This window comes from Pseudomonas sp. S37 (assembly GCF_016658545.1).
Lineage (GTDB): Bacteria > Pseudomonadota > Gammaproteobacteria > Pseudomonadales > Pseudomonadaceae > Aquipseudomonas.
Genome location: NZ_JACVZC010000001.1, coordinates 131,861 through 152,496, shown reverse-complemented (window position 1 = coordinate 152,496; position 20,636 = coordinate 131,861). Strand labels below are relative to the sequence as shown.

Below are 20,636 nucleotides of genomic sequence, written 5' to 3'. Positions count from 1 at the left end.
CAATATCTGGGAAGAGGTTTTGTGCGCGAGGGCCGCACAATGTTGCTGGTTCGAACAATCAGCAATCGATACTCAGACAGTATCAAGCATCTTGGCTACCTGCAGGACATTGGGAAAGGACGATGGACAAGCTCTGCTTCCAGCTCGTCCTCAAGCTCACGGAGCTTTCAATGCGCTAAGACGATACCCAAGGGCTTCGCAATCCTCCAACATGGTTTACATCATGCTACGAGCAGCATGATCTGGTTGCCCGTCGATGCTCGATCCAGCAAACCAGGATGCTCAACCTCCAAAGTGATGACATCGGCCTGATAATTGAGAGCGGGCCTGATCTGTTTTCCGCGCTGCAGGAAGCCGGTCAACTCTGCGAACTGTTCTTGAGTGACTGAAGAGGCCAGCTGTCGGTCACTTGCCAACGCCTCAACGCGCAGAGCATTGAAACGGCTGAGATCACCCTCGAGCCGCAAGAGGCACTCATGGCCAAATTTGGCCGCGCCGATCTTCATTTGCACATGCGACATCATCAGGCTGAGGTGGATGAGGCGATCTTGCAGCAGGCCAATTTCACCCAGACGCTCGAGACTACTCCGTGCGATGGGGGCATGCTTTTCCAACACCAACCTGTTGTAGTGATACTGCTCATGGAACTCCGGGATGAGGTCTTTCAGTTGGTCAACATCATCGCACTCACAGAATTGGCGCGCGCTGTCTCGAAGAGACTGAAAGCGCGCCTCATCTAGCATCAAGCCCCTGTCATGGATCTCCCCAACCACTTTGAGCGTCTGAGCGATGCCTTGCGATTGGGCTTCGATCTGCCCGCTGATCTTGTTGAGCTTTTCATATACCACGACGAACCCTACGGCGGTTACCGCAATGTTCAACCCTGAAAGCAGAAGGTTCGCGGACTGTAGCCCCTGGAGCACGCCCATACTCTGCTGAAGCTGACCTACCCCGAATTGCAAAGACCCCAACCCGCTCGACAGCATGGACTGTAAATTCTTTAGGCTTTCCTGCGTCTGCAGCGCATCGCCAGGGAAAAGCAGGTGCCCAACAATCTGTCCTCCTTTGCCCGTGCCAGACGCATGCCGGACTACACCACCACATAGCGTGTAGAGCCCGCTTTGGATTTTGGCCAGGACGTCAGGAAGGTCAGGTAATGAGCGCAGGAGCGCATCGGTATTTACAGGCATGCGCGTAGGGCCTCCTCATAAGCTGAGAGATCTTTATCGAATCGCATTTTACGAATTCGAGCTATCTGTATGACCGCGGGAACGGTGATACGAGACGCCGGTGCGGCCACCTGGTAGATGGCTAGCCCCGCGATTGTCGCTAGCAGCGCGGGATTGGTCAGCGGGAAAACGCGCTTAGTTAAAAAACTGGACACACCCGCCACGCTGCCCTTTGCTGTAAATCCGCGAATAGATCCGGCAGATAAGAGCAGATTTCTCACGATCTGAGCCGTCTGAGCCAGCAAAGCAGCTCCCTTAAGAATCCCTGCATGTGGGCTGAACTTGCTAACGGCTCGATCCAGAATGATCTGCTCGACGTCGAAGATGTCATGCGCGTTCGAAGGCTTACCGCCTAGCTCTCTGGCGACGTCGACAATAAGTTCTCGATAGCTCACACCGCCCGATCTGAAGGCATTGGCGATGCTATTGCCTCCGAACGCTTGAATTTCGGCGATCAGTACCTCTGGGATGGATTGGAGGGTTCCCATCGCTCGACGGCCCACGATCTTGCTTTTTACTTCGCTGTCGAGGGCCACCCTGCCCCTGCCACCATCTGTAATGATGTCAGCCAGTACCTCCAGGTCTTCCGAGGAAGCGTTCGCTAGCAGGTCGGACAACTGCCGATTGCGTGGCACAACGAAATCCATTTGATCACCTTTATCTAAAAACCTACGGCACGCACACGGCGCACCAGTGACATCAATTAGTTTAGCTACGGATTGGGGAAAATCGGATCGCGCTTCGTTGATAGCTCATCGCCCCCCGTCGATAATTGCTGCCATTCGAGCAGAAATCGTGCGCACAAGCGCCATCACCTACAGAGGCCCGCATCATGGAAGTCGTCCTGCTAGCACACTTCAACCTCAATCGAATTGGTTCAGCAGGTGGTAATGGCTGGTATGCCAAGCAACGCACTCAGATATTCTGCACTGAGGTCGTAAATGCCGAGCGCTCAACACTTCGAAACCTCGTGATCGAGATCGCGGAAGCGAATGGCGAAACCGTGGGTGCCTTGGAAAGCATAAAGTTCGAGCAGGGGTATTCAGGCTCGGTCATTTTCGACATCCAAGGGCCCAACGTTTCATACAGCACCCCCTACGCCGAGTGCAAAGTCATCCATGCTCTGAAGGCTAACGGAAAATACTTCATGCTCGAGGAGGTGGATCAGCGCGGGGTCACTCCGTTTACCTCTTCCCGCCGGTCGACTTAAGCGCTGCGAGATAAATAGTCGCTCTGCTCACTCGACAGAGCGGCTACGAAGGAACGCCGAAATCAGGTGTGCTCGGGATCATCTGGAACCTACCCGCGCCTCTCACTCATGCCTTGAAAGGTGACGAGGTTAGCCATGGATAAGCCCCAGCCGAAAGAGTACAAATGTACTCTTGTCAGGACGCGGCCAAATACGGCGCTCATACCCATAGCGTCATCGACTCTGGCATCTGAGCGCCGTCTTCTGACACGCCCTGAAATCCACCATGAGTGAGTGTCGTATTCAGCAAGCAAACGGAAGCTAAATGACGAAAAATGAGTTTCTGACAGATCCCGACACCCAGGCTTTCATGAACTGGTTTGAGCCTGCCGTGGTAGGTATACGTCCCATAAACTTCCCGTACAAGGGTGGAATAGATCAGTTTCTGAGCGGAGCCTTCGAGCGCTACCGATGGCCAATCAAGCAGATTGACCTTGTGACGCCTCAGGGCGTCGAAAGCATTTCAGCTTACTCAAGCTTTTACGAAAATGCCGTTTTGCTTGGGAAACTCTCCGATGGCATCCAAAGTTGCCTGAACGCGGGGCCCGCAGAGCCTGGCGAACTAGCTGGTTGGGCGAGAGTGATAATGCAATGGGGAGGCGTGTTCACACGGCCTGGTAACGGCGCCTGGCTGGACAAAATGGCTGACAATCTGGATGACTATTTTAAGCGCGCGCTCCCTGCTTTGATCGCGGACGATTCACAGGATCTAATGGAGGTTGTCGATTTACGCTCCAATGCCGGCACAACCAAAATCCACTCATTGGCCCTACCAAACTTTGTAATCTACGACAGTCGCGTAGCTGCTGCGCTCGCATGGTTCGTGAAGTCCTGGGCTGAAACAAGCGCACGCGCAATTCCCGTTCATTTGCGTTTCGGCTGCATGCGCGCCAACACGAAGAAGAGGCCGCTAACGCCCAGAACACCCGACGCGCAAGTGTTCAAGTACTTCTCTCCTTCTGGGAAAATTAGAGAGCATCGCAAGCACGCTACTTGGAATCGCAGAGCAAACTGGATCATAGAGCAGATGACTAAGGCTCCGACCGTCAACGCGACAGCTGAAAGGTTACCCAGGATATGGTCGGGCCGGGAAATTGAGGCGGCCCTGTTCATGATGGGAGAAGACCTTACCGAAGCGCTTAGCTAGAAAACTGGCAGCGTGCATCACCATTTAAGCGAGACCGCTCAATGAAGCGGCCCTACTCGCCCACCAGTGACACGCAACAGGTAGTCTGAGACAGCCTGGAAAAGCGACTCAGCCTCATTTTTCAGACGTTCCACCTCTACCTCCGGTGCAGCCGCATCGATTGCCTCGTGATAGCGTTTGAGCGCGTCGATCGCACTCTGCATCAGTGGATCGTCGCCCTCCAAAAAACGAATCAGATGCTTGTCCAATCGCTCTCTCCACTGTCCAAGTCAAGCTTTCAGGTCTTCAGTACACACGATTGCCACGCAGCTTCACCGCCCCTCCTGACTTGCCTGATGTACCAGAAGTCGGCTTAGGCGCGTTAACCCGATTCCAGTATGGCTGAGTCGCCTTGATATACCGGCTCGCCCGCTCGACCGCAGGCTTCGAGTCATCGTCCAAGTACCAGTAGCAATAGGTGATAGCCCGCGTGATCGCCACGTAAGCGGTGCGAAGCGCCTCTTCACCCTGAGACGTGTCATAGCCACATGGATCACCGGGACGGTTGAGGCCAGCCTGGGTGTACAGATCATTCTTCGAAGGCGAAGACGTCTTGAGGTCGCAATCTCCAAGAAGGAAAACGGCTTTAGCCTGCAGGCCCTTCGCTGAATGGTAGGTAAGGAATTTGATCTGCCTAGAACGCTTTTCCATTCTGGCCCTATCAAGCAGATCCTCCAGCTTCTCACGCGCGTCTTCCTTGACGGAGTTTGAACGTGTCAGCACCAGGATGGAGTCACCTGCATCGTAGTGCCGTTCGACATCTGAGACGATCTGCTTCCAGTCGAGCTCCCGCACCTCAACAGGTACTTGATGACCAATGACAGCGCTGTTTTTCGCAACCCCGTGTTTGTTAGGGACACCGCCAGGTGTTCGCTTGACGATCTCCTCCGCCGCATCGATGACCATCTGGTGCGAGCGATGGTTCTCCTGCATAAGCACCCGATTCGGCTCAGGCGACTCGAACACCTTATCGAAGTCGATCAGATAGTGCGGCGAGCTCCCGCGCCATCCATAAATGCTCTGCCAATCATCCCCGACAGCCATGAGTGATGCATAGGCGGGAGAGCCATTGGAGGGTACTGACAGGTTGCGTCGTTCGATCTCGGCGAAGGTGGCTCGAATCCACGAAATGGTATTCGCACCGACGTCTTGGAATTCGTCGACGAGCAACGTTGTCATCGGTCGCAGAACGCTCGGGGTAAGGGCTTTAAGGTTGTGCGGTTTGCGCTCACTGAAAATGGCGAACATGGTGTTGAACGTCATGACGGGCGGGGTCATGTTGAACAACATACGTGTGAATTCGCTCCAGTAAATCGCCAAGGCGTGGAAGAAATCGCGATCCACATCGTCCTTGAGCAGGCGCATGGCTCGTATAGCTTCAAACACATCCAAGCCAAGGTTTTCCATGTATGACGCAGCGCCGTAGAACGCCTCTGTGATGTACTGCGGAGCGATATCACCCTCGAGCTTGTAGGCGAACTTCGGACAAGTGTTCACCAAGCTGCGGATTGCCTCTATCGGACTGGCTGATTCGACATAGCTTTTGAGGTAGATAACTGGTCGAGAGCAATGTGCTTGGAACAAGACTCGCTTGTGCTTCACATCCACAGTGAGGAAGGGGAACCGCCCTTCCTTTGCCTTCAAATCTGCAGGTTCTGATTTATCTACGCCCAAGATGACAAACGCGTCGAGCTCTGGAATGTATCCGTTGACTTGGAAATCCTGCCCCAAGAGCTGGATCACTTTGCGGGTAGGCTCGACGCCTTCGATTGGCCATTTCCCTGCCGCACGCCACAACCTCTCCAAGGTGTCGCAAATGTCCTCGTCAGCTTTTGCCAGATCGCGAGCTTGACGTTGTGCCTTCAAGGCATCAGGGCTATCGGCGTTTACTTTCTCCATCGCCAATGCGTGGCGATAGAGCTTGCCGATGAGCGCTTTGAATTCAGGATTTTTGTCATAGAGACGCATGTAGCATTCGTTCATCAGCTCAAGCTGGGGTTCTCCCATTTTGACCTGGAACATTGAGCCCTTCTCCTTGGTGCTTCCATCCTTCTCAAGGAACTCGAAGGGCTGAACGCTTCCCATGCCTGGCAAGCAGCGCGCAAATGACAGGATTCTCGAGTGGAACGTACGGACGATTTTCATTGAGTCGTCGTACGAGATGTCATAGCCCCACAGGGAAAACACCTCCCTGACTTTCTTCGCGAAATCCTTCTTGGACTCGACGGTGAACGTAACAACGGTGAGGTTAGAAAAGTCGATTCCCAGATAATGCCGCAGTACCAGAAGCCGCAGCACCATGGTCGTGGATTTGCCACTACCTGCGCCTGCTACCACTGAAGTGGTCGGTGTACGGGAGAGGATCATTTTCCACTGATCCGCGGAAGGCGGCTGATTCTCCAGTTTGCTACCAATTTCCGAGCGAATCTGCGCTTCCAGCTCATCCGTTATCGGGAAGCGCCAGTCCTTGAACAACTGGTCTTCACGGATTCCCGGGGCTTCGATTTTCGGTGAGGGCCCGGGCTGCACCTCGATGATCAACTTCCCTTCATCGAATCCCTTCTTGTGGCCAGCTTCATAGCCCGCCGCCTGGCCTTCCGCATAGCCAGCGGTGCGCCCGTCATCGTGTCCGCTTGCATGGCCTTCGCGAACGCCTCGGGAGTGCCCGACTCCATCACCAATTGCCTCCCCAGCAGCCTGCCCGATACTGAATCCTTTCTTATAGCCCTCATGGTGACCTGATTCCCGCCCTTCTCTCCATGCAGAAATCTGCCGCACACCTGCAGCATCAAGCACACGGTTGATCATCCGGTGAAGCAGGTTCTGGGCGAAGGTTGGCTCCCGAATCTCTTCGTCTGGCGAGCCGGGGTTTTGGGCGTCCACTACGGTACATCTCCATTTCGTACGACAGAAGCGAGCGCTACAACACAGGTTACCTGCGCTCGAAGCGCACGCCTCTCTTAAGGTCGAACGGAGCGTACCACTTCACCAGACTCAGGCGAATGGGATGTATGCATGAACCAGCGCTTTAGGGAGGCCGCTCAATGTGTCCCAATCAGCGAGTCCAGTGGCAACACCCAATGACAAGGTGCCAGCGAGCACAAAGGGGGCGGATGGCAGCAACAGACATAGTAACTTCGTGAAGCTCATGCTCTTGCGGATCAACCGGTACATCAAGCGATACTCAGTGCCTACGAAGCCACCTGCCAGCATCAAGGCCACTGCAACAATCAAGGCCTTGACGGGCGTCATCGTGAGCCATTCGCTCGCAGTGAAGGCCATCGAGCCCAGACCACCCATAGCAAGGGCATAACGTCTTGCCACCCGATGCTCTCTCCCCTCGAGCGATGAGTCAAACCAGCGAACATGCTCCATTGATAATCCTGCTTCAATACCTGACGGTCGGAATCGGGAGAATAGCGCCCTCCGAGCGAGCTGCAAATCTCGGCTGTGACGTTGGCACTCAGCCTTTAATAAATAAGAACTTTTATGCATGCACTTTAGGCCCTGGCGATCGAATTCAATATGCGGACTGCACCCAGAAAAGAAGGACAAGAAGAACCATACAGAACACAGCAAATAAAAAGGCACGCATAAGCCCTCCCATAGATGCCAAAAGGCACCTATCGCTCAGTGAAAAATAAACTCTTCAACAGAGCATAAACGGACGCTCGCAGAATGCAAAGTCTCTAGCCAACATCAACCGAAGTTGAGAAGCACAACCAAGATATCTCAAAAAAATAACTTGCAACGTACAGTGATACGACACCTTGCAAAAACCAACACAAACACTAATGAAAACAAAAAAATCCGTTTAATATCAGTATGTTAAAATATTTTCAGTGTATTGACACTGTCAATTTATATGATTTATTTTGTCAGTTTACAATAATTAAAACCTTTCCCAATCATCCGACGAACGGTTTGGTAATTCATAAGGATCTGGGTCTGACAGCGTTCCTTTGCCTACCTAAATGATCCAGGGAGATGAGACAGCTATAGCGACACGAGAGGGCAAGACTCAGCTTACCGAGCAATAGCTTCATGACAGCAATGTACTGGAGGAGCAATACGCCCCAGCTTAAAAAAGCAGTACAAAAGCACGGAACAGCACCACAGAAGTTCATCTAACGACACATTAAAACAAAAATACAAACAACAATGTTAGAGCTCGGACACGCGCAGCCACTTCGAGGATTAAGCGACACAAAAAAAGCGCACTACCGAATACATTATCAAACAACAACTCACCAAACCATTAACTCAGTTAATAATTTTCTACCATCCTGCCATGCCCGGGAGGGAGGTAGCACGGCTTACAGTGCCCTTACAAACGCCGTCCAAATCTCGTGAACCCACTCCACGAGGCTGCGCAATGCCCCTCCCCTTCGTCTAATAGGCTTGGCCGGCCTTAAAAAATCCGTAAGAATGTCATTTGGCCATTACCCACATCATGGAACACTCGTATGCCACGGAAGCGAAAAGGGAGCGGCGGCGGGCCGATCGCTCTGTACGCCTTGTTATTCGTCGTTGCCCTCTTGGCGCAGATTCCGAAGCAGGTATGGATTGCACTCGGAGTCATCCTGGGCATTGGGGTGTTGGTATGGGCCATCAGGCGCCCCTCCCGCGACAATCCGAATGACGCAGAGGATGCGCTCATGGCTGAAATTGCCGCAGCTCCCCTGCAAGCAAACTCACCTAGTGTTTCCGTCCAGTTCAACGCAGCAAGCACGCGCGCGCGCGAACCTGAATTCCATACAGTTCAAGTAGGCACTCCGTCTAATCAAGGCTTCGCCATTCCCAAGCCCCCTCAGCCGATTGGTGTACGTTGGCTCGCAGAAGGCGAATCATTCAACGTCGCAGGGCTCTCCATACCAGGCGGGATGCTCTACATCACCGAACGCGCAACCCAATTCGGTCATTCCGAGCCTTCTTTGCTTGATGCAACCCTTCGAGTTGCACGATCCCCCATGAGCCTCACTGATCGGCAAATGCCCTACTGGCCTAGCTACAAGAGCATCACGCCAGAGGCACGTCGGGCCTATCTGCAATGGCTGGCCGGTGGACGTCGTCAGCCAGCCGATGCCGGGTACGTATTCCTGTTCTTCTATGGGCTTGAACGGCGTGCGCTGATTGATGCGCCAACCGACCCACAGGCGAAGGCTGAACTGCCTGCGATCAAAGCCGAAGTGAGGCGTCTGATAGATCTCTACGGCGGCAACTCTTCCTTCCGCGGCTACGCAACACGCTTCCTCGCTCATCTCGAATCAGGCTCGCTCCAAGCTCAAAGCTATTTGAGCGAGCCGCCCACCATGAGCGCCGACGGTTATGAACTGCCGATGTCACTTCGCGTCGCTCTGGGTCAGATGGCCGTGGATAAATTCCCACTGAATCCAAGTTGGGCATTGGCCTGGGCGCAGTCAGAGCCAAACATCTCCAGGCGCACACCTGTGACTCGTTGCCCGGAGCAATTTGCAGCACTCTTCAAAAACGAGTTCGCAAAGCGCTACCCCAACGGGATCGCGCTGGCTCAGAACAAAACCAAGCTCAAAACCGCCTATCGCCCAGCCTCAGCGACACTGAACATTCCGGCTGAATCCGTGGGTGACTTACCGGACGTGAGCGCCACCTCTGGCACCCGAAACAAGCTGCAGGTTATCGTTGAAGACTGCACGAACGTGCTCGACCCTTATAGCCGGTACCTGGGGCGCAACCCGGATGCAGCGGGCTCGCTTGAAGCCATCCTTCAGCTACCCACTGAACTCTGGCCAGCAGAGGCTCAAACTGAGCTCGATCAGCTTGCGCAACGTGTGGGCGGTGAAACTATTTGCATGAGCTTCGGCGAGTTGGCCGGGCGATTCAAATCCGCCGGCGCGCTTTCACGTGACAAGGTGATCGCGCTGGCCCGTGCACTGGAGAGCAAGCGCATTGGCTTGGAGCCCGATGTGCTCTCCGGTAGCCGCACCCCTAAAGCTGAAGACACCATCGCTCTGTTCGCCGCTGAATCGGAGGAAGGCTCTCTTCGCTCATCGGACGCCTACAACGCTGCAGCTGTGACCCTTGATCTGGCCAGCGCTGTCGCTGCGGCAGATGGTGACACCTCTCTCGAAGAAGTGAGCTTATTGTCTGGGCACATCGACTCGTGGGATCACCTCTGTGTGGCCCACCGCAAGCGCTTGAAAGCCCACCTGCAAATTCAGCTGAAACAGCCCCCTACCCTGGCGAGCCTCAAGAAGAAGCTGGAGCCTTTAACTGCAGAGGCTAAGCGAAAAATTGCGAGCTTCCTGGCCCACCTGGCCCAGGCAGACGGCGAGGTCACGCCGCAAGAAGTGAAGCTGCTTGAGCGAGTTTACAAGTCGTTGTCGCTGGATCCGCAGTTCGTCTACAGCGATTTGCACAGTGCTGCGGTACTGCCTGCTCGGCAGGTGGAAACAGTGACCGGGGCTACAAGCCCAACGATAGCTAGCAACTCTGCACACAAAGCCGACGCAGGCTTTGTCCTGGACATGCACAAAGTCGCTCGCCTGCAGCAGGAGACCGCTGAAGTATCAGCCCTGCTCGCCAGCGTGTTCAGCGACGAGTCGACCGCTGAAACTAACAATGTCCAATCGCCTGAAGTCACTCAGGACGTTGAAGAAAGCGCAGCCGAGCAGCTTGCCACTGTTCACGGGCTGGATGTGGAACACTCCGCGTTCCTGCGTCTCTTGGTTTCACGAACCGAATGGAGTCGTGCCGAGCTTGAGGACGCCGCGAGCGATATGGAGCTCATGCTGGACGGTGCATTGGAGCGGATTAACGACACCGCCTTCGAGCTCTTCGACATGCCGGTGACCGAAGGCGACGAACCGATCGAAATCAATCCCGAAATTCTGGACGAATTAGCCCTATGAGTAAGATACGTGCCAAGGATCGCGACGCGGTCATCCAGTCACTACGTGCAGGCGTTGTACCTCGCGTTGGCCAGCATTTGATTCAGGTGGGCCGAGCCGGCGAGCTCGACTCGCTGCTCAAGGATGTTGATCGCTTGGCCGATGGTGGTTCGGCCTTCCGTGTGGTCGTTGGTGAGTACGGTGCAGGTAAGACCTTCTTCCTGAACCTGGTGCGCGGTATCGCCATGGAGCGCAAGCTAGTCACCATGCATGGTGATCTGAACCCGGATCGTCGACTCCATGCCTCCGGTGGGCAAGCTCGGTCGCTGTATTCTGAGCTGGCCAAGAACATGGCCACAAGAACGAAACCCGATGGTGGTGCACTCCAGGGCATCGTCGAAAAATTCATTTCCCAGGCCAAGTCTGAAGCCAAAGCCAAGGGTGTGGAAAGCGAAGCCGTCATTCGTGAGTACCTGGCAGAGCTCACTGAGATGGTTAATGGCTATGACTTTGCCGAGGTCATCGCAGCTTACTGCCGTGGTTTCGAAGAGGGAAATGAACAGCTGAAAGCAGATGCCATCCGCTGGCTGCGTGGCGAATTCTCCACCAAGACAGATGCGCGAGCTGCACTTGGTGTGCGCACGATCGTCGATGACGCATCGGTTTACGACCAGTTGAAACTGCTTGCGCGCTTTGTGCGGTTGGCAGGCTTTGGCGGTTTGATGGTCTGCCTCGACGAGTTGGTCAACCTCTACAAGCTTGCGAACACCCAAGCCCGTAACGCCAACTACGAACAGATCCTGCGCATTCTGAATGACTCGTTGCAGGGTTCTGCAGAAGGTCTCGGCTTTGTCTTAGGCGGCACACCAGAATTCTTGATGGACACTCGCCGCGGCTTGTACAGCTACCCTGCCCTCCAGTCCCGTCTGGCAGAAAACACCTTTGCCAAGTCTGGCCTGGTTGACTTGTCTGGCCCGGTCATTCGACTGAGCAGCCTGACACCCGAAGATTTCTTCGTGCTGCTGCAAAAGCTCAGGCACGTGTACGCCTACGGTGAACCTGAGAAATTCCTGCTGCCGGATGAAGCGATCCCAGCCTTCATGGCTCACTGCAATCAGCGACTGGGGGAGGCTTATTTCCGCACGCCGAGGACTACGATCACAGCGTTCATCAGCTTACTTGCGGTGATCGAGCAAAACCCTGGAGCAGATTGGCGGTCGCTGGTCGGCGCTGTGGAGTTGGCCAAGGATGAAGGAGCCCAGCAGGATCTAGAAGTCGAGGCCGATGATGAGCTCGCCAGTTTCAAGCTCTGATTCTTCATCATTCGAGCGTCTGCACCCTGAGGTTCAGCAATGGATCTGGTCGCAGGGCTGGACGTCGCTACGCGATGCGCAGGAGTGGGCGGTGCCGGCCCTAATTGGCGCCGACCAGGACGTCATCATCGCGGCCTCGACTGCTGCAGGTAAAACCGAGGCCGCTTTCCTCCCCGTCATGAGCAACCTCTTGAACGATACGAGCACCGCAGGCGCGGTGCTCTACATCAGCCCCCTGAAAGCCTTGATCAACGATCAATGGGACAGGCTGAGCAGACTGTGCGAACGACTGGAGATTCCAGTCGTCGCGTGGCATGGGGACGTGTCCGCAAGCAAGAAACAACGCTTTCTCAAATCACCTGAAGGCATTCTGCTGATCACACCAGAGTCGCTTGAAGCACTCTTCGTGAACCGAGGCTCAAGCTTGCCAGGTGTTTTTCAAAACCTACGTTACATCGTCGTGGATGAGCTTCACGCGTTCATTGGCAGCGAGCGTGGAAAGCAATTGCAGTCTTTGATGCAGCGCGTGGAGACAGTCGTTGGCAGGCAGCTTCCACGTGTGGGCCTATCTGCCACCTTGGGTGAGATGTCTCTGGCTCAGGTGTTTCTAAGGCCGAACAACCCTGAGCAGATCACCGTCATCAACTCGACGTCGACAGGCCAGGAGCTGCAAGTTCAGGTACGCGGCTACATCGAGCGTCCAATGCAGCAGGAGGTTGCCGACCATGGTAAGCGACAATCCTCTGAGGAAGATGCCACAGACGAGGAGACCGAGGAGTCAGGCTCTAAAGTTGCGATCGCCGGACATCTCTACAAGGTTTTACGCGGGCACAACAACCTGATCTTCCCTAACCGGCGCCAAGAGGTAGAGTGGTTTGCAGATCGACTGCGGTCGCTGTGCGAAAACGATGGCGTTCTCAACGAGTTCTGGCCACACCATGGCAGCCTCTCAAAAGAGCTGCGAGAAGATGCTGAGCGTGCCCTAAAAGCCGGCGATCCACCCGCTTCTGCTATTTGCACGACGACGCTTGAGCTAGGCATTGATATCGGAAACATCAGAACAGTTGCCCAAGTGGGATGCCCACCCTCTGTAGCTAGCCTGCGACAAAGGCTCGGAAGATCGGGACGGCGCGCAGGCGAGCCTGCCATCCTGAGAGGCTACTGCCGGGAGCGCGTGCTCACGGATCAGTCCGACCTTTCCGATCAACTGCGTGAAGGGTTGGTGCAAACCGTTGCCATGATTCGCTTGCTGGTGGCCGGTTGGTTTGAGCCCCCTCGTTCGCAGGGAATGCATGCTTCCACGCTCGTTCAGCAATGCCTGTCGACCATTGCCCAAATGGGCGGCGCCAGCGCTGCCCAACTGTGGAACGATCTCATTGCCAGCGGCAGCTTCGCGAGCGTAACGAAGGGCGATCTGATGTTGCTGCTCAAGGGCATGGGTGAGAAGGAGCTGATTGTCCAGGACAGTTCTGGTCTGCTCCTGCCAGGTGAGCTGGGTGAGCGTCTGATCAATCACTATGAGTTCTACACCGCTTTTACCAGCGATGAAGAGTTCCGACTGCTCAGAGATGGCAAACCACTGGGATCTCTGCCCGTTAGCCGGCCACTCTCCAAGGGGCAGAGAATCATCTTTGGTGGCCGACGCTGGCAGGTTCAGGATGTAGATCTTGAAGCCAAAGTCATCGTGGTTACCCCAACGCGCGGCGGCGAGCCACCCCAGTTTGACGGCTTGGGCGCTCAGATACACGATCGCGTTCGAATGGAGATGCGGAGTGTTCTTTCGGAAACAGCACCCTGCCCTTTCCTGGACAAGCAGGCCCAATCATTGCTCCAGGAAGCGCGGCAAACATTTCATGCCCTCGGGCTCGGGGAAAAGTCGATCGTGGGATCGGCTAGCGCCAGCCATCTTGTAACTTGGCAAGGCGACTACACCAATGATGCCTTGGCTTTGCTGCTGAGGCATGTGGGCATCCAGTGTGAGAACTCGGGACTTTTTCTGGACATCGCATTTGGTGCGGAGGATTCACTGAAAGCATTGCGTACCGTCGCTCAGCTAGATGTCTCTAATCTGGAGCCCATTCTCGAGAACGTGGAAAACATGATCCGAGAGAAATGGGACTGGGCTCTTCCTCAACCGCTTTTGATGAGGTCGTTTGCCTCAAGTCACCTAGATCTGCAAGGCGCGGTGGAAATAGCTCGAAAAATCAGTGAAAACCAGTACCAGTAGAGGGCGCTTGGGCGTGTCCAGTAGCAGCGGACGCCCAACAGCCCCCGCTGCTGGGCACTGCTACCGCTCGGCGCCCGTTTGACCACGGCCCGCTCTGGCCCCATTACAGCAGCTGAAGCCAAACGCACCATCACAAGCGCTGCGTGGTTGCCCCCCCTTTCTTCAGCTCACATGACCAAAGCCGGAGAGTCGAATCGCTCGATGAGAAAATCCGTTACTCCCCGTTGTCTGAGACTTGAGCTTCTACACAGGAGCGCCTCACTCCTAACAACAGGCAGTACCCAATGCAACAGTGCAATGGGTACGAGACCCAATACGGCGCCATCACCTCCTTGACCTGGCGGCCCGAGGTTGAATGGTTGCACGCCTTCGCCCTGGAGGGCGGTAGCGATATGCAGAAGCAGGAAAACCGCAGCGAGCGCTACAACACCATCAACCTCGTGCGGCAGACTCAGACTCGCGACCAAGATTTCGACTTCAATACCGTTGGAGCCTATGTGCAGGCCGAAATCGAGCCCTTTGAGTCGCTGAAGATTGTCCCGGCCCCGCGTCGACAAGATCAGCGGCGATTTCACCAGCAAGCTTACCGACCAAGATTACGACATCAACGACTATGGCCTTATCAAGCAGCCGAAGCTCAGTGTCGTCTACTCACCCTGGAAGTTTGCGAGTTTTTATGCGAACTGGGGCCGCACTTTCCAGGTAGGCACAGGTGCAGCTGCCTACAAGGTACCGCCGCGTAATGAAGACCTTGATCCATCGATCAACGAAGGCTGGGAGACCGGCACTCAGAAGATTTCACATTTTCTTCACACCACCTTGCCGCGCCTTAAGCGCGGATTGGATTTGCAGATTACGTAGAGTCTCCCGCGCCGCTTCACTACCTGGCAGTCCCGATGGCGATTCTTGGCTTGCTTGAGCGATGAAAGGACTTGCATAGCACTACTCCTGTTATGTAATAACACTATGATAACGAAAATCATTCTCGATTACGACCACTCCTGCCGGCCATCACTCTCGAGTCTTCAGGACAGCCGGCGCGTCCTTAGCTGTCCCCTGGGTATTAAATCGGTTACCAAACATCGCGCGTTTGGAGGTGCGGCAACAACCCATGGAGCGCGTCGGAATCACAAGGACGAATCCGACTACGGAGCATTTCGAACGCGCGTGACGCTTTGCGGTTTTCTTTGTATGCATGCATCGGCGACATGGCATTAGACTGCCGATGCCAATAATTTGGCGTCGTATTTTTGTTTTTGTTTGTATGAATTACGTGCTTAGCAAGGAATTTCAATAGCCGATTTTTTAGTCAAGCTCAAGCTCAAGATCTAGCCCGTCAAGCGCGGGCTAGTCGGCTGCGATGCTTGTAATTGTCAGCCCTAATAATCCGGGCCATCCCTTTTGAATAAGTTCACAATCATTACCGGGACTTTGCTATTCTAAAAAACAGAACAACTTATAAGTACCGTGAAACAGCTCTAATATACTCAATGACAACCCGAATTACCGGAACCGTTTAATTGCCCTTCAAGTACATTCCAAAAAGGAATAACAATAGATCGATCAATTATTTGGCTTGATTATTCGAAAGATATAACATCACCAAATTTATAACTAGTAGCCTGTGAAACGTACATGAATATTGATCTCCGCCAGCTTCGTCACTTTATTGCCCTAATCGAACATCGCAGTTTTGCTGCAGCTTCAGCAGCTGTGCATTTGTCTCAATCGGCATTCAGTCGCAGCATACAAAGTCTAGAGAATAATATTGGATACAGATTAGTTGATAGAGGTGAAAAGGGGTTAAACCCTACACGGCATGGCTTATTGGTTCTTGAGCACGCGCGGCAAATCGTTCATGGCGCTCGCAGCTTGATCAGAGAGGTTGAGGATTTTAGCGGAACCAGCACGGGCCTGGTAAGATTCGGTTCTGGCCCAGCAGCTGCGGGCGGGCTAGTTGCAATTGCGGTAGGGCGCTTCATTACAGAATATCCGGCAGTTAAGACATATCTGCAAGTAGACAGCTGGCAAGGTCTCAAACAAAAGCTTTCTGCCGAGGACATTGATTTTTTCATAGCCGATAGTGACGAGTTTGAGTCCAGCCCTAACCACAAAATAACACATATAAAACCTAGGCGGTGGAACTTTTGTTGCCGCGCAGGGCATCCTCTGAGTTGTAAGGAGGAAGTGCGGGCGGAAGATCTACTACAGTACCCACTAGCGACAGTATTTCACCCTCCCAGAATTCACAAGCTTCTATGTGAGCTTAGTGGGCGTAGAGACTTCACCCCCACGGTAGAGTGCGAACATGGATACGCCCTGATAAACATCGTTCAACAATCTGACGCAATCGGAATTGCATGCACAAACAATTTCCAACAACAAGAAGCGAATCCGCGATTGATCATTCTAAAACTTGCGAATCTACTACCAGAACACGAGGACGCTTTCTATACACGCTACGGGATAGTCAGCCGTGTTGACATCGGTTTATCACCCATGGCAAGAGCACTAATAAATCAATTAGTTACTAGTGATGAAGAGATTTAAGGAGAAGCAATCGTAAATGTCTGAGTGGCGCCAGGGCAGCACAACCTGACGCCATACTTCAAACTTTATCGCGAGATATTCAGCCTTTGCGTATTGATCGGCTCAGAGATCCATCCACCGCCACTGGCACCTCACCTTTTAAAGTGACGCGGCGCATCAGCCTCCGCTGCGTACCATAATCGTTGAGCGCATAGTGCTGGGTTGCTCGATTATCCCAGATAGCTACATCACCCAGACTCCAACACCAGCGCACAGTGTTTTCTAGGGCAGTTACATGCCCCTGAAGCAGCGATACTAGCTTCCTTGAATCTTCCAGTGAATATCCTCTCAAATATTTAACAAAATGACCAAGTTGCAGTGTCCGCTCGCCAGAGATCGGATGCACTCGCACTACTGGATGCTCAGCCTCATAAATGGTCGACAAAAAACTACTTTGCTTATCCCTAATTCCTTCTGTAGGAGGAATGTAGTCATAGTCGTTGGTATGGATTGCCCACAGCGTATCGGCAAAGGCACGGAGATGCGCTGGCAGGTTTTCATAGGCGCTTGCGGTATTCGCCCAAACTGTATCGCCGCCAGATTCAGGTAAAATGATACTGCGCAATACAGACGCTTTGGGGTAAGCGTCTATAAAGGTTACGTCCGTGTGCCATGACGCTGCACGACGGCCTGAATCGCCGTCCAGCTCAAGCATATATTTAGTGCCACCTACCGCAGCTAACGTAGGGTGACGAGCAGGTTCGCCTAGTAGTTCAGCAAATGCCTCCTGTTCTTGGTCATCCAAATGATTCTGACCGCGAAAGAAAATGACCTTATACTTAACCAGCGTTTCCTGGATAGTCTCTACTGCGTCTGCTGCCAGGCTGCCGGAAAGTTTAATCCCTCGAACTTCAGCACCAATACGACCAGCAACTGGGATAATTTCTATCCCGTTTTGATATTCAGAACTACTCAATGATTTTTCGCTCATACACCACCCAACTATGGCTGAATTTATGGGTTAACTTTAGCCGTGGCTTTCTCGGCCATTACTTTGTTCATGTAGCTTGGTTCTACCCAGTCGCGGGCCTCAAAGCGGCGACGTATTAAACGCTCACTAAAGGCTAGCTCGATACTCTTTTGTAATCCCGAAACAAAATCTGCATCGAGCCGCGGGTCAAAGTAAGTCGCTAGATCCTCATCTGCCAGCTCGGTCTCCAAGACATATGGCGGCCATGAAGAGTTTTTTGTAAATAATTCGATGTAAGTTTTTTTGTTGCGTTCATCTCTTAACCAATCTGAAGCTTGCTTTTGAACCTCGAGCAGTCGCGTCACGAGCTCTGGATAGTCGCGAACAAATTTTCCAGTGCCAAGAAGCATCATCTGAGTACTCCCAGCGTTCTGCAATTCTTTTGAATTGACAGGAAGCTCTGCCAAACCGCGTTGCTGCAGAACTATCAAATTGGAAAGCCCCCAGGTTCCATCAATTTGGCCTGCGGCCAATGCCGCATTCGCCGCATTCGGATCTAAGTTGATTACTTTTACGTCACGCTCCGAGAGCCCTTGGCTGGCCAGAGCGCTAACAAATGATAACTGAAGAGCAGTGCCTCTAAATACAGCTATGCGCTTGCCTTTCAAATCACTCAACTGCTTAATCTCGGAGCCAGGCCGAACGGCTAGATAGCTTTTTATCCCGCGCACACCTACGGATAACACACGAGTATCCAGGCCACCAGCTTTCCCAACGATAGCCGCCAGGTCGCCCATGTATGCAATATCGACTTGATCATTCGCTAGTGCCTCATTGATGACTGGGCCAGCACCTTTAAAAAATCGCCACTCAATAGTTATTTTATCTTTCTCAAATGCTTTCTCGAGCAAGTGTTGCTCACGGATTACATCTATCACGCCTCCGGCAGCATGCTTGTCGCTTCCGCCTGCATCCGGAACGGCAATTCGAATGGTGGCAGGCGCACTATTCGCCGCATAAGCTGATGTAGTCATCAATGTCAAAGTAAATAGAGCGAGCTGAAGAAGTCTGTTCATATTTTTCCTGAACCACCTGCATGATGCTTAAGCAATGTATAGCGGCACGTTAAATGAACATATTGAATTTTACAAACAGAAAAAATAGCTAAGCACCATGCACAAGGGCATAAGCCAATGAATACGCCACACCGGGTAGGTCATGCAAGTGATGCAAAAGCGAAATGAGGAGATTGCAACGAGCGCGCTATTTTCCGCACATCACTTATCGTGTATATAGAAAGGAGTGAGGCAGAGCGCCCTCAAAAAACTATAACCAAGCTTAGCTGTACTCCTAGCGGAAGCTTTAGCACTCATAATGTTAAAATAGCAATCGAGCCGCCTTAGGCAAGGAATCGATCCCCATATGTTTAAAGTATCTTGTTGGGTCAACTACTAACCAGCCTAGTCTTCCCGCACATGCCGCTCTTTCCTTTCCTGCCACTCCTTGGCTTCAACGCTCAACTTCGCAGTTGGCCGCAGAAGCAAACGTCGCAATCCAATGGGCTCTCCCGTCTCTTCGCACCATCCATACTCTCCTCGCGAGATCCTCTCCAAGGCTTCGTCAATCTTGTCCAATAGCTTCTTCTCCCGCTCAAGCAGGCGCAATTGCCACTGCAGCTCTCGGAAGAACCCCTGTTGCGCGGCGTCCATGTAATCGTCAGCTGGCAGAGAAAGCTGCTCTTGTTCCGTCATGTCGGTCACTCTCGCTCGATAATTTTGAGTTGTCAGGATCGCTGCGCACCGAAGGCCAAAGGCAGGCCTTGGCAGCTCTCATTAACGCATCCGCCATGCCAGGCCAGTTGGCCAGAAACTACAGTCGTCATTACTCGGTGCCGCAACTGGTGATTTTTTAACGGTGTCCACTGACAGTGAGCAAGGATCGGGTCATGGGCGACTGGTCGTGGTTCCTCTAAACGCTCTACAAGAGCGAGGTCTGCCCAGTACCCCTCTCGCAGATATCCGCGCTCCTGGATCGCGAACAAGTCCGCAACCGCATGACTCGTCTTTTGCACCAGTTGAGTAATCGGCAGAACACCTTCTTCCACCAGCTCAAACAACGCAGGAAGCGCATGCTGAACCAGGGGTAATCCAAACGGCGCAGAAGCATACGCCCTCTGCTTCTCTGCCAACGTATGTGGGGCATGATCAGTACCGATTACATCTATGCGATCATACAGGAGAGCTTGGCGCAGGGCATCACGATCCTCTCGGGTTTTGATGGCGGGGTTGCATTTGATGAGATTGCCAAGGCTTGCGTAATCACGGTCATCGAATAGCAAGTGATGTGCGCAGACCTCTGCAGTGATCAATTTGTTCGCAAGAGGGCCAGGCTCGAATAATTTCAGCTCCATAGCCGTGGTCAAATGCAGCACATGCAGGCGTGTGTTGAACTTGTTGGCAAGCTCCACTGCCAAGCTTGATGAGCGGAAACAAGCGTCCGCATCTCGAATTACCGGGTGCATTGCCGGCGGGATGAAATCACCAAACTGCTCGCGGTAATGAGCCTCGTTGGCCAAGATTGTAGGCGTATGCTCACAGTGCGCGAGCAAGATAGTAGGTACATTGGCAAACAGCCGCTCCAGTACTCGAGGATCGTCAAGGAGCATGTCTGCCGTCGACGCGCCCATGAACACCTTCACACCTGCGACCTGCTGCGGGTCAAGACTGGCGACTACATCCAGATTGTCCTTGCTGACTCCAAAGTGAAAGCCGAAGTTTGCGACTGACGAAGCAGCGGCTCGGGCTTTCTTATCTTGAAGCGCGGCGAGGGACAAGGTAGCCGGATTGGTATCGGGCATGTCCATAAAGCTGGTAATCCCACCCGCAACGGCGGCTCGGGACTTATTCGCCATGGTTGCCTTGTGAGCAGCGCCAGGCTCACGAAAGTGCACCTGGTCGTCGATCATTCCTGGCACAAGCCAGCGACCCTGCGCATCAATTTCGACGGAGGCGTTAACACCATCGATGCTACCTGCAATTTTCTCAATTCGGTCATATGCAATGAG

15 protein-coding genes and 2 pseudogenes are annotated in these 20,636 nt (G+C 53.3%); 7 read left to right on the top strand and 10 right to left on the bottom strand.

Annotation, left to right across the window (positions count from 1 at the left end; translation table 11 throughout):
• Positions 1-221 precede the first annotated feature (221 nt).
• Complete coding sequence (locus IAE39_RS00635) at positions 222-1,190, bottom strand: hypothetical protein (RefSeq protein ID WP_201198420.1); 969 nt, start codon at positions 1,188-1,190, stop codon at positions 222-224.
• Entirely contained in the window at positions 1,181-1,876 is a 696-nt protein-coding gene (locus IAE39_RS00630) for a hypothetical protein (RefSeq protein ID WP_201198418.1), read from the bottom strand. Before IAE39_RS00630 ends, IAE39_RS00635 begins: the two co-directional genes overlap by 10 nt.
• 185 nt (positions 1,877-2,061) lie before the next feature.
• Between IAE39_RS00630 and IAE39_RS00625 the strand changes: the two genes are divergently transcribed.
• Together IAE39_RS00625 and IAE39_RS00620 are read left to right on the top strand one after the other, a co-directional pair.
• Complete coding sequence (locus tag IAE39_RS00625) at positions 2,062-2,439, top strand: hypothetical protein (RefSeq protein ID WP_201198416.1); 378 nt, start codon at positions 2,062-2,064, stop codon at positions 2,437-2,439.
• 304 nt (positions 2,440-2,743) lie between these two features.
• Positions 2,744-3,625 carry a hypothetical protein gene (locus IAE39_RS00620; RefSeq protein ID WP_201198414.1) on the top strand — a complete coding sequence of 294 codons (882 nt, stop codon included), beginning with the start codon at positions 2,744-2,746 and terminating at the stop codon, positions 3,623-3,625.
• A 38-nt stretch (positions 3,626-3,663) separates the two neighbouring features.
• Here IAE39_RS00620 and IAE39_RS00615 read toward each other — a convergent pair whose 3' ends face one another.
• The 3 genes from IAE39_RS00615 to IAE39_RS00605 all read right to left on the bottom strand — a co-directional run bounded on the left by IAE39_RS00615 (position 3,664) and on the right by IAE39_RS00605 (position 7,039).
• Positions 3,664-3,873 (bottom strand): hypothetical protein, encoded by a 210-nt coding sequence (locus IAE39_RS00615; protein WP_201198481.1) that lies wholly within the window; start codon positions 3,871-3,873, stop codon positions 3,664-3,666.
• A gap of 37 nt (positions 3,874-3,910) precedes the next feature.
• The gene (locus IAE39_RS00610) at positions 3,911-6,547 is read right to left on the bottom strand and encodes a UvrD-helicase domain-containing protein (RefSeq protein ID WP_201198413.1); all 2,637 of its coding nucleotides are present in this window, start codon (positions 6,545-6,547) and stop codon (positions 3,911-3,913) included.
• A gap of 111 nt (positions 6,548-6,658) precedes the next feature.
• Entirely contained in the window at positions 6,659-7,039 is a 381-nt protein-coding gene (locus tag IAE39_RS00605; protein ID WP_201198412.1) for a hypothetical protein, read from the bottom strand.
• Between the two features lie 1,091 nt (positions 7,040-8,130).
• Between IAE39_RS00605 and IAE39_RS00600 the strand changes: the two genes are divergently transcribed.
• The 4 genes and pseudogenes from IAE39_RS00600 to IAE39_RS00585 all read left to right on the top strand — a co-directional run.
• Entirely contained in the window at positions 8,131-10,554 is a 2,424-nt protein-coding gene (locus IAE39_RS00600) for a tellurite resistance TerB family protein (RefSeq protein WP_201198411.1), read from the top strand.
• Positions 10,551-11,846 carry an ATP-binding protein gene (locus IAE39_RS00595; RefSeq protein ID WP_201198410.1) on the top strand — a complete coding sequence of 432 codons (1,296 nt, stop codon included), beginning with the start codon at positions 10,551-10,553 and terminating at the stop codon, positions 11,844-11,846. Before IAE39_RS00600 ends, IAE39_RS00595 begins: the two co-directional genes overlap by 4 nt.
• A gap of 43 nt (positions 11,847-11,889) precedes the next feature.
• The gene (locus tag IAE39_RS00590; protein WP_328822849.1) at positions 11,890-14,073 is read left to right on the top strand and encodes a DEAD/DEAH box helicase; all 2,184 of its coding nucleotides are present in this window, start codon (positions 11,890-11,892) and stop codon (positions 14,071-14,073) included.
• A gap of 296 nt (positions 14,074-14,369) precedes the next feature.
• Positions 14,370-14,865: pseudogene (locus IAE39_RS00585) on the top strand (TonB-dependent receptor domain-containing protein); the annotation flags it as partial.
• Positions 14,866-14,882: 17 nt separating this feature from the next.
• Here IAE39_RS00585 and ykgO read toward each other — a convergent pair.
• A complete protein-coding gene (gene ykgO / locus IAE39_RS00580; protein ID WP_201165004.1) occupies positions 14,883-15,011 on the bottom strand; it encodes a type B 50S ribosomal protein L36 in 129 nt (42 codons plus the stop codon).
• Between the two features lie 697 nt (positions 15,012-15,708).
• On the opposite strand from ykgO, the gene IAE39_RS00575 reads away from it, so the two are divergent.
• Positions 15,709-16,623 carry a LysR family transcriptional regulator gene (locus tag IAE39_RS00575; RefSeq protein WP_201198408.1) on the top strand — a complete coding sequence of 305 codons (915 nt, stop codon included), beginning with the start codon at positions 15,709-15,711 and terminating at the stop codon, positions 16,621-16,623.
• 79 nt (positions 16,624-16,702) lie between these two features.
• Here the strand turns inward: IAE39_RS00575 and IAE39_RS00570 are convergent, their stop codons facing one another.
• The 4 genes and pseudogenes from IAE39_RS00570 to IAE39_RS00555 all read right to left on the bottom strand — a co-directional run.
• Entirely contained in the window at positions 16,703-17,593 is an 891-nt protein-coding gene (locus IAE39_RS00570) for a TauD/TfdA dioxygenase family protein (protein ID WP_201198407.1), read from the bottom strand.
• 23 nt (positions 17,594-17,616) lie between these two features.
• Positions 17,617-18,648, bottom strand: coding sequence for an ABC transporter substrate-binding protein (locus IAE39_RS00565; protein WP_201198405.1), 1,032 nt, complete (start codon positions 18,646-18,648; stop codon positions 17,617-17,619).
• Positions 18,649-19,032: 384 nt separating this feature from the next.
• A complete protein-coding gene (locus IAE39_RS00560) occupies positions 19,033-19,323 on the bottom strand; it encodes a TraR/DksA C4-type zinc finger protein (RefSeq protein ID WP_201164993.1) in 291 nt (96 codons plus the stop codon).
• 32 nt (positions 19,324-19,355) lie between these two features.
• Positions 19,356-20,636, bottom strand: a pseudogene (locus IAE39_RS00555) (dihydroorotase); the annotation flags it as partial.

Excerpts from the sequence above, each read along its gene's own strand:
- IAE39_RS00635 (WP_201198420.1), bottom strand. The coding sequence starts at position 1,190 with ATGCCTGTAAATACCGATGCGCTCCTGCGCTCATTACCTGACCTTCCT.
- IAE39_RS00630 (WP_201198418.1), bottom strand. The coding sequence starts at position 1,876 with ATGGATTTCGTTGTGCCACGCAATCGGCAGTTGTCCGACCTGCTAGCG.
- IAE39_RS00625 (WP_201198416.1), top strand. The coding sequence starts at position 2,062 with ATGGAAGTCGTCCTGCTAGCACACTTCAACCTCAATCGAATTGGTTCA.
- IAE39_RS00620 (WP_201198414.1), top strand. The coding sequence starts at position 2,744 with ATGACGAAAAATGAGTTTCTGACAGATCCCGACACCCAGGCTTTCATG.
- IAE39_RS00605 (WP_201198412.1), bottom strand. The coding sequence starts at position 7,039 with ATGGAGCATGTTCGCTGGTTTGACTCATCGCTCGAGGGGAGAGAGCAT.
- IAE39_RS00600 (WP_201198411.1), top strand. The coding sequence starts at position 8,131 with ATGCCACGGAAGCGAAAAGGGAGCGGCGGCGGGCCGATCGCTCTGTAC.
- IAE39_RS00595 (WP_201198410.1), top strand. The coding sequence starts at position 10,551 with ATGAGTAAGATACGTGCCAAGGATCGCGACGCGGTCATCCAGTCACTA.
- ykgO (WP_201165004.1), bottom strand. The coding sequence starts at position 15,011 with ATGCAAGTCCTTTCATCGCTCAAGCAAGCCAAGAATCGCCATCGGGAC.
- IAE39_RS00575 (WP_201198408.1), top strand. The coding sequence starts at position 15,709 with ATGAATATTGATCTCCGCCAGCTTCGTCACTTTATTGCCCTAATCGAA.
- IAE39_RS00570 (WP_201198407.1), bottom strand. The coding sequence starts at position 17,593 with ATGAGCGAAAAATCATTGAGTAGTTCTGAATATCAAAACGGGATAGAA.
- IAE39_RS00565 (WP_201198405.1), bottom strand. The coding sequence starts at position 18,648 with ATGAACAGACTTCTTCAGCTCGCTCTATTTACTTTGACATTGATGACT.
- IAE39_RS00560 (WP_201164993.1), bottom strand. The coding sequence starts at position 19,323 with ATGACGGAACAAGAGCAGCTTTCTCTGCCAGCTGACGATTACATGGAC.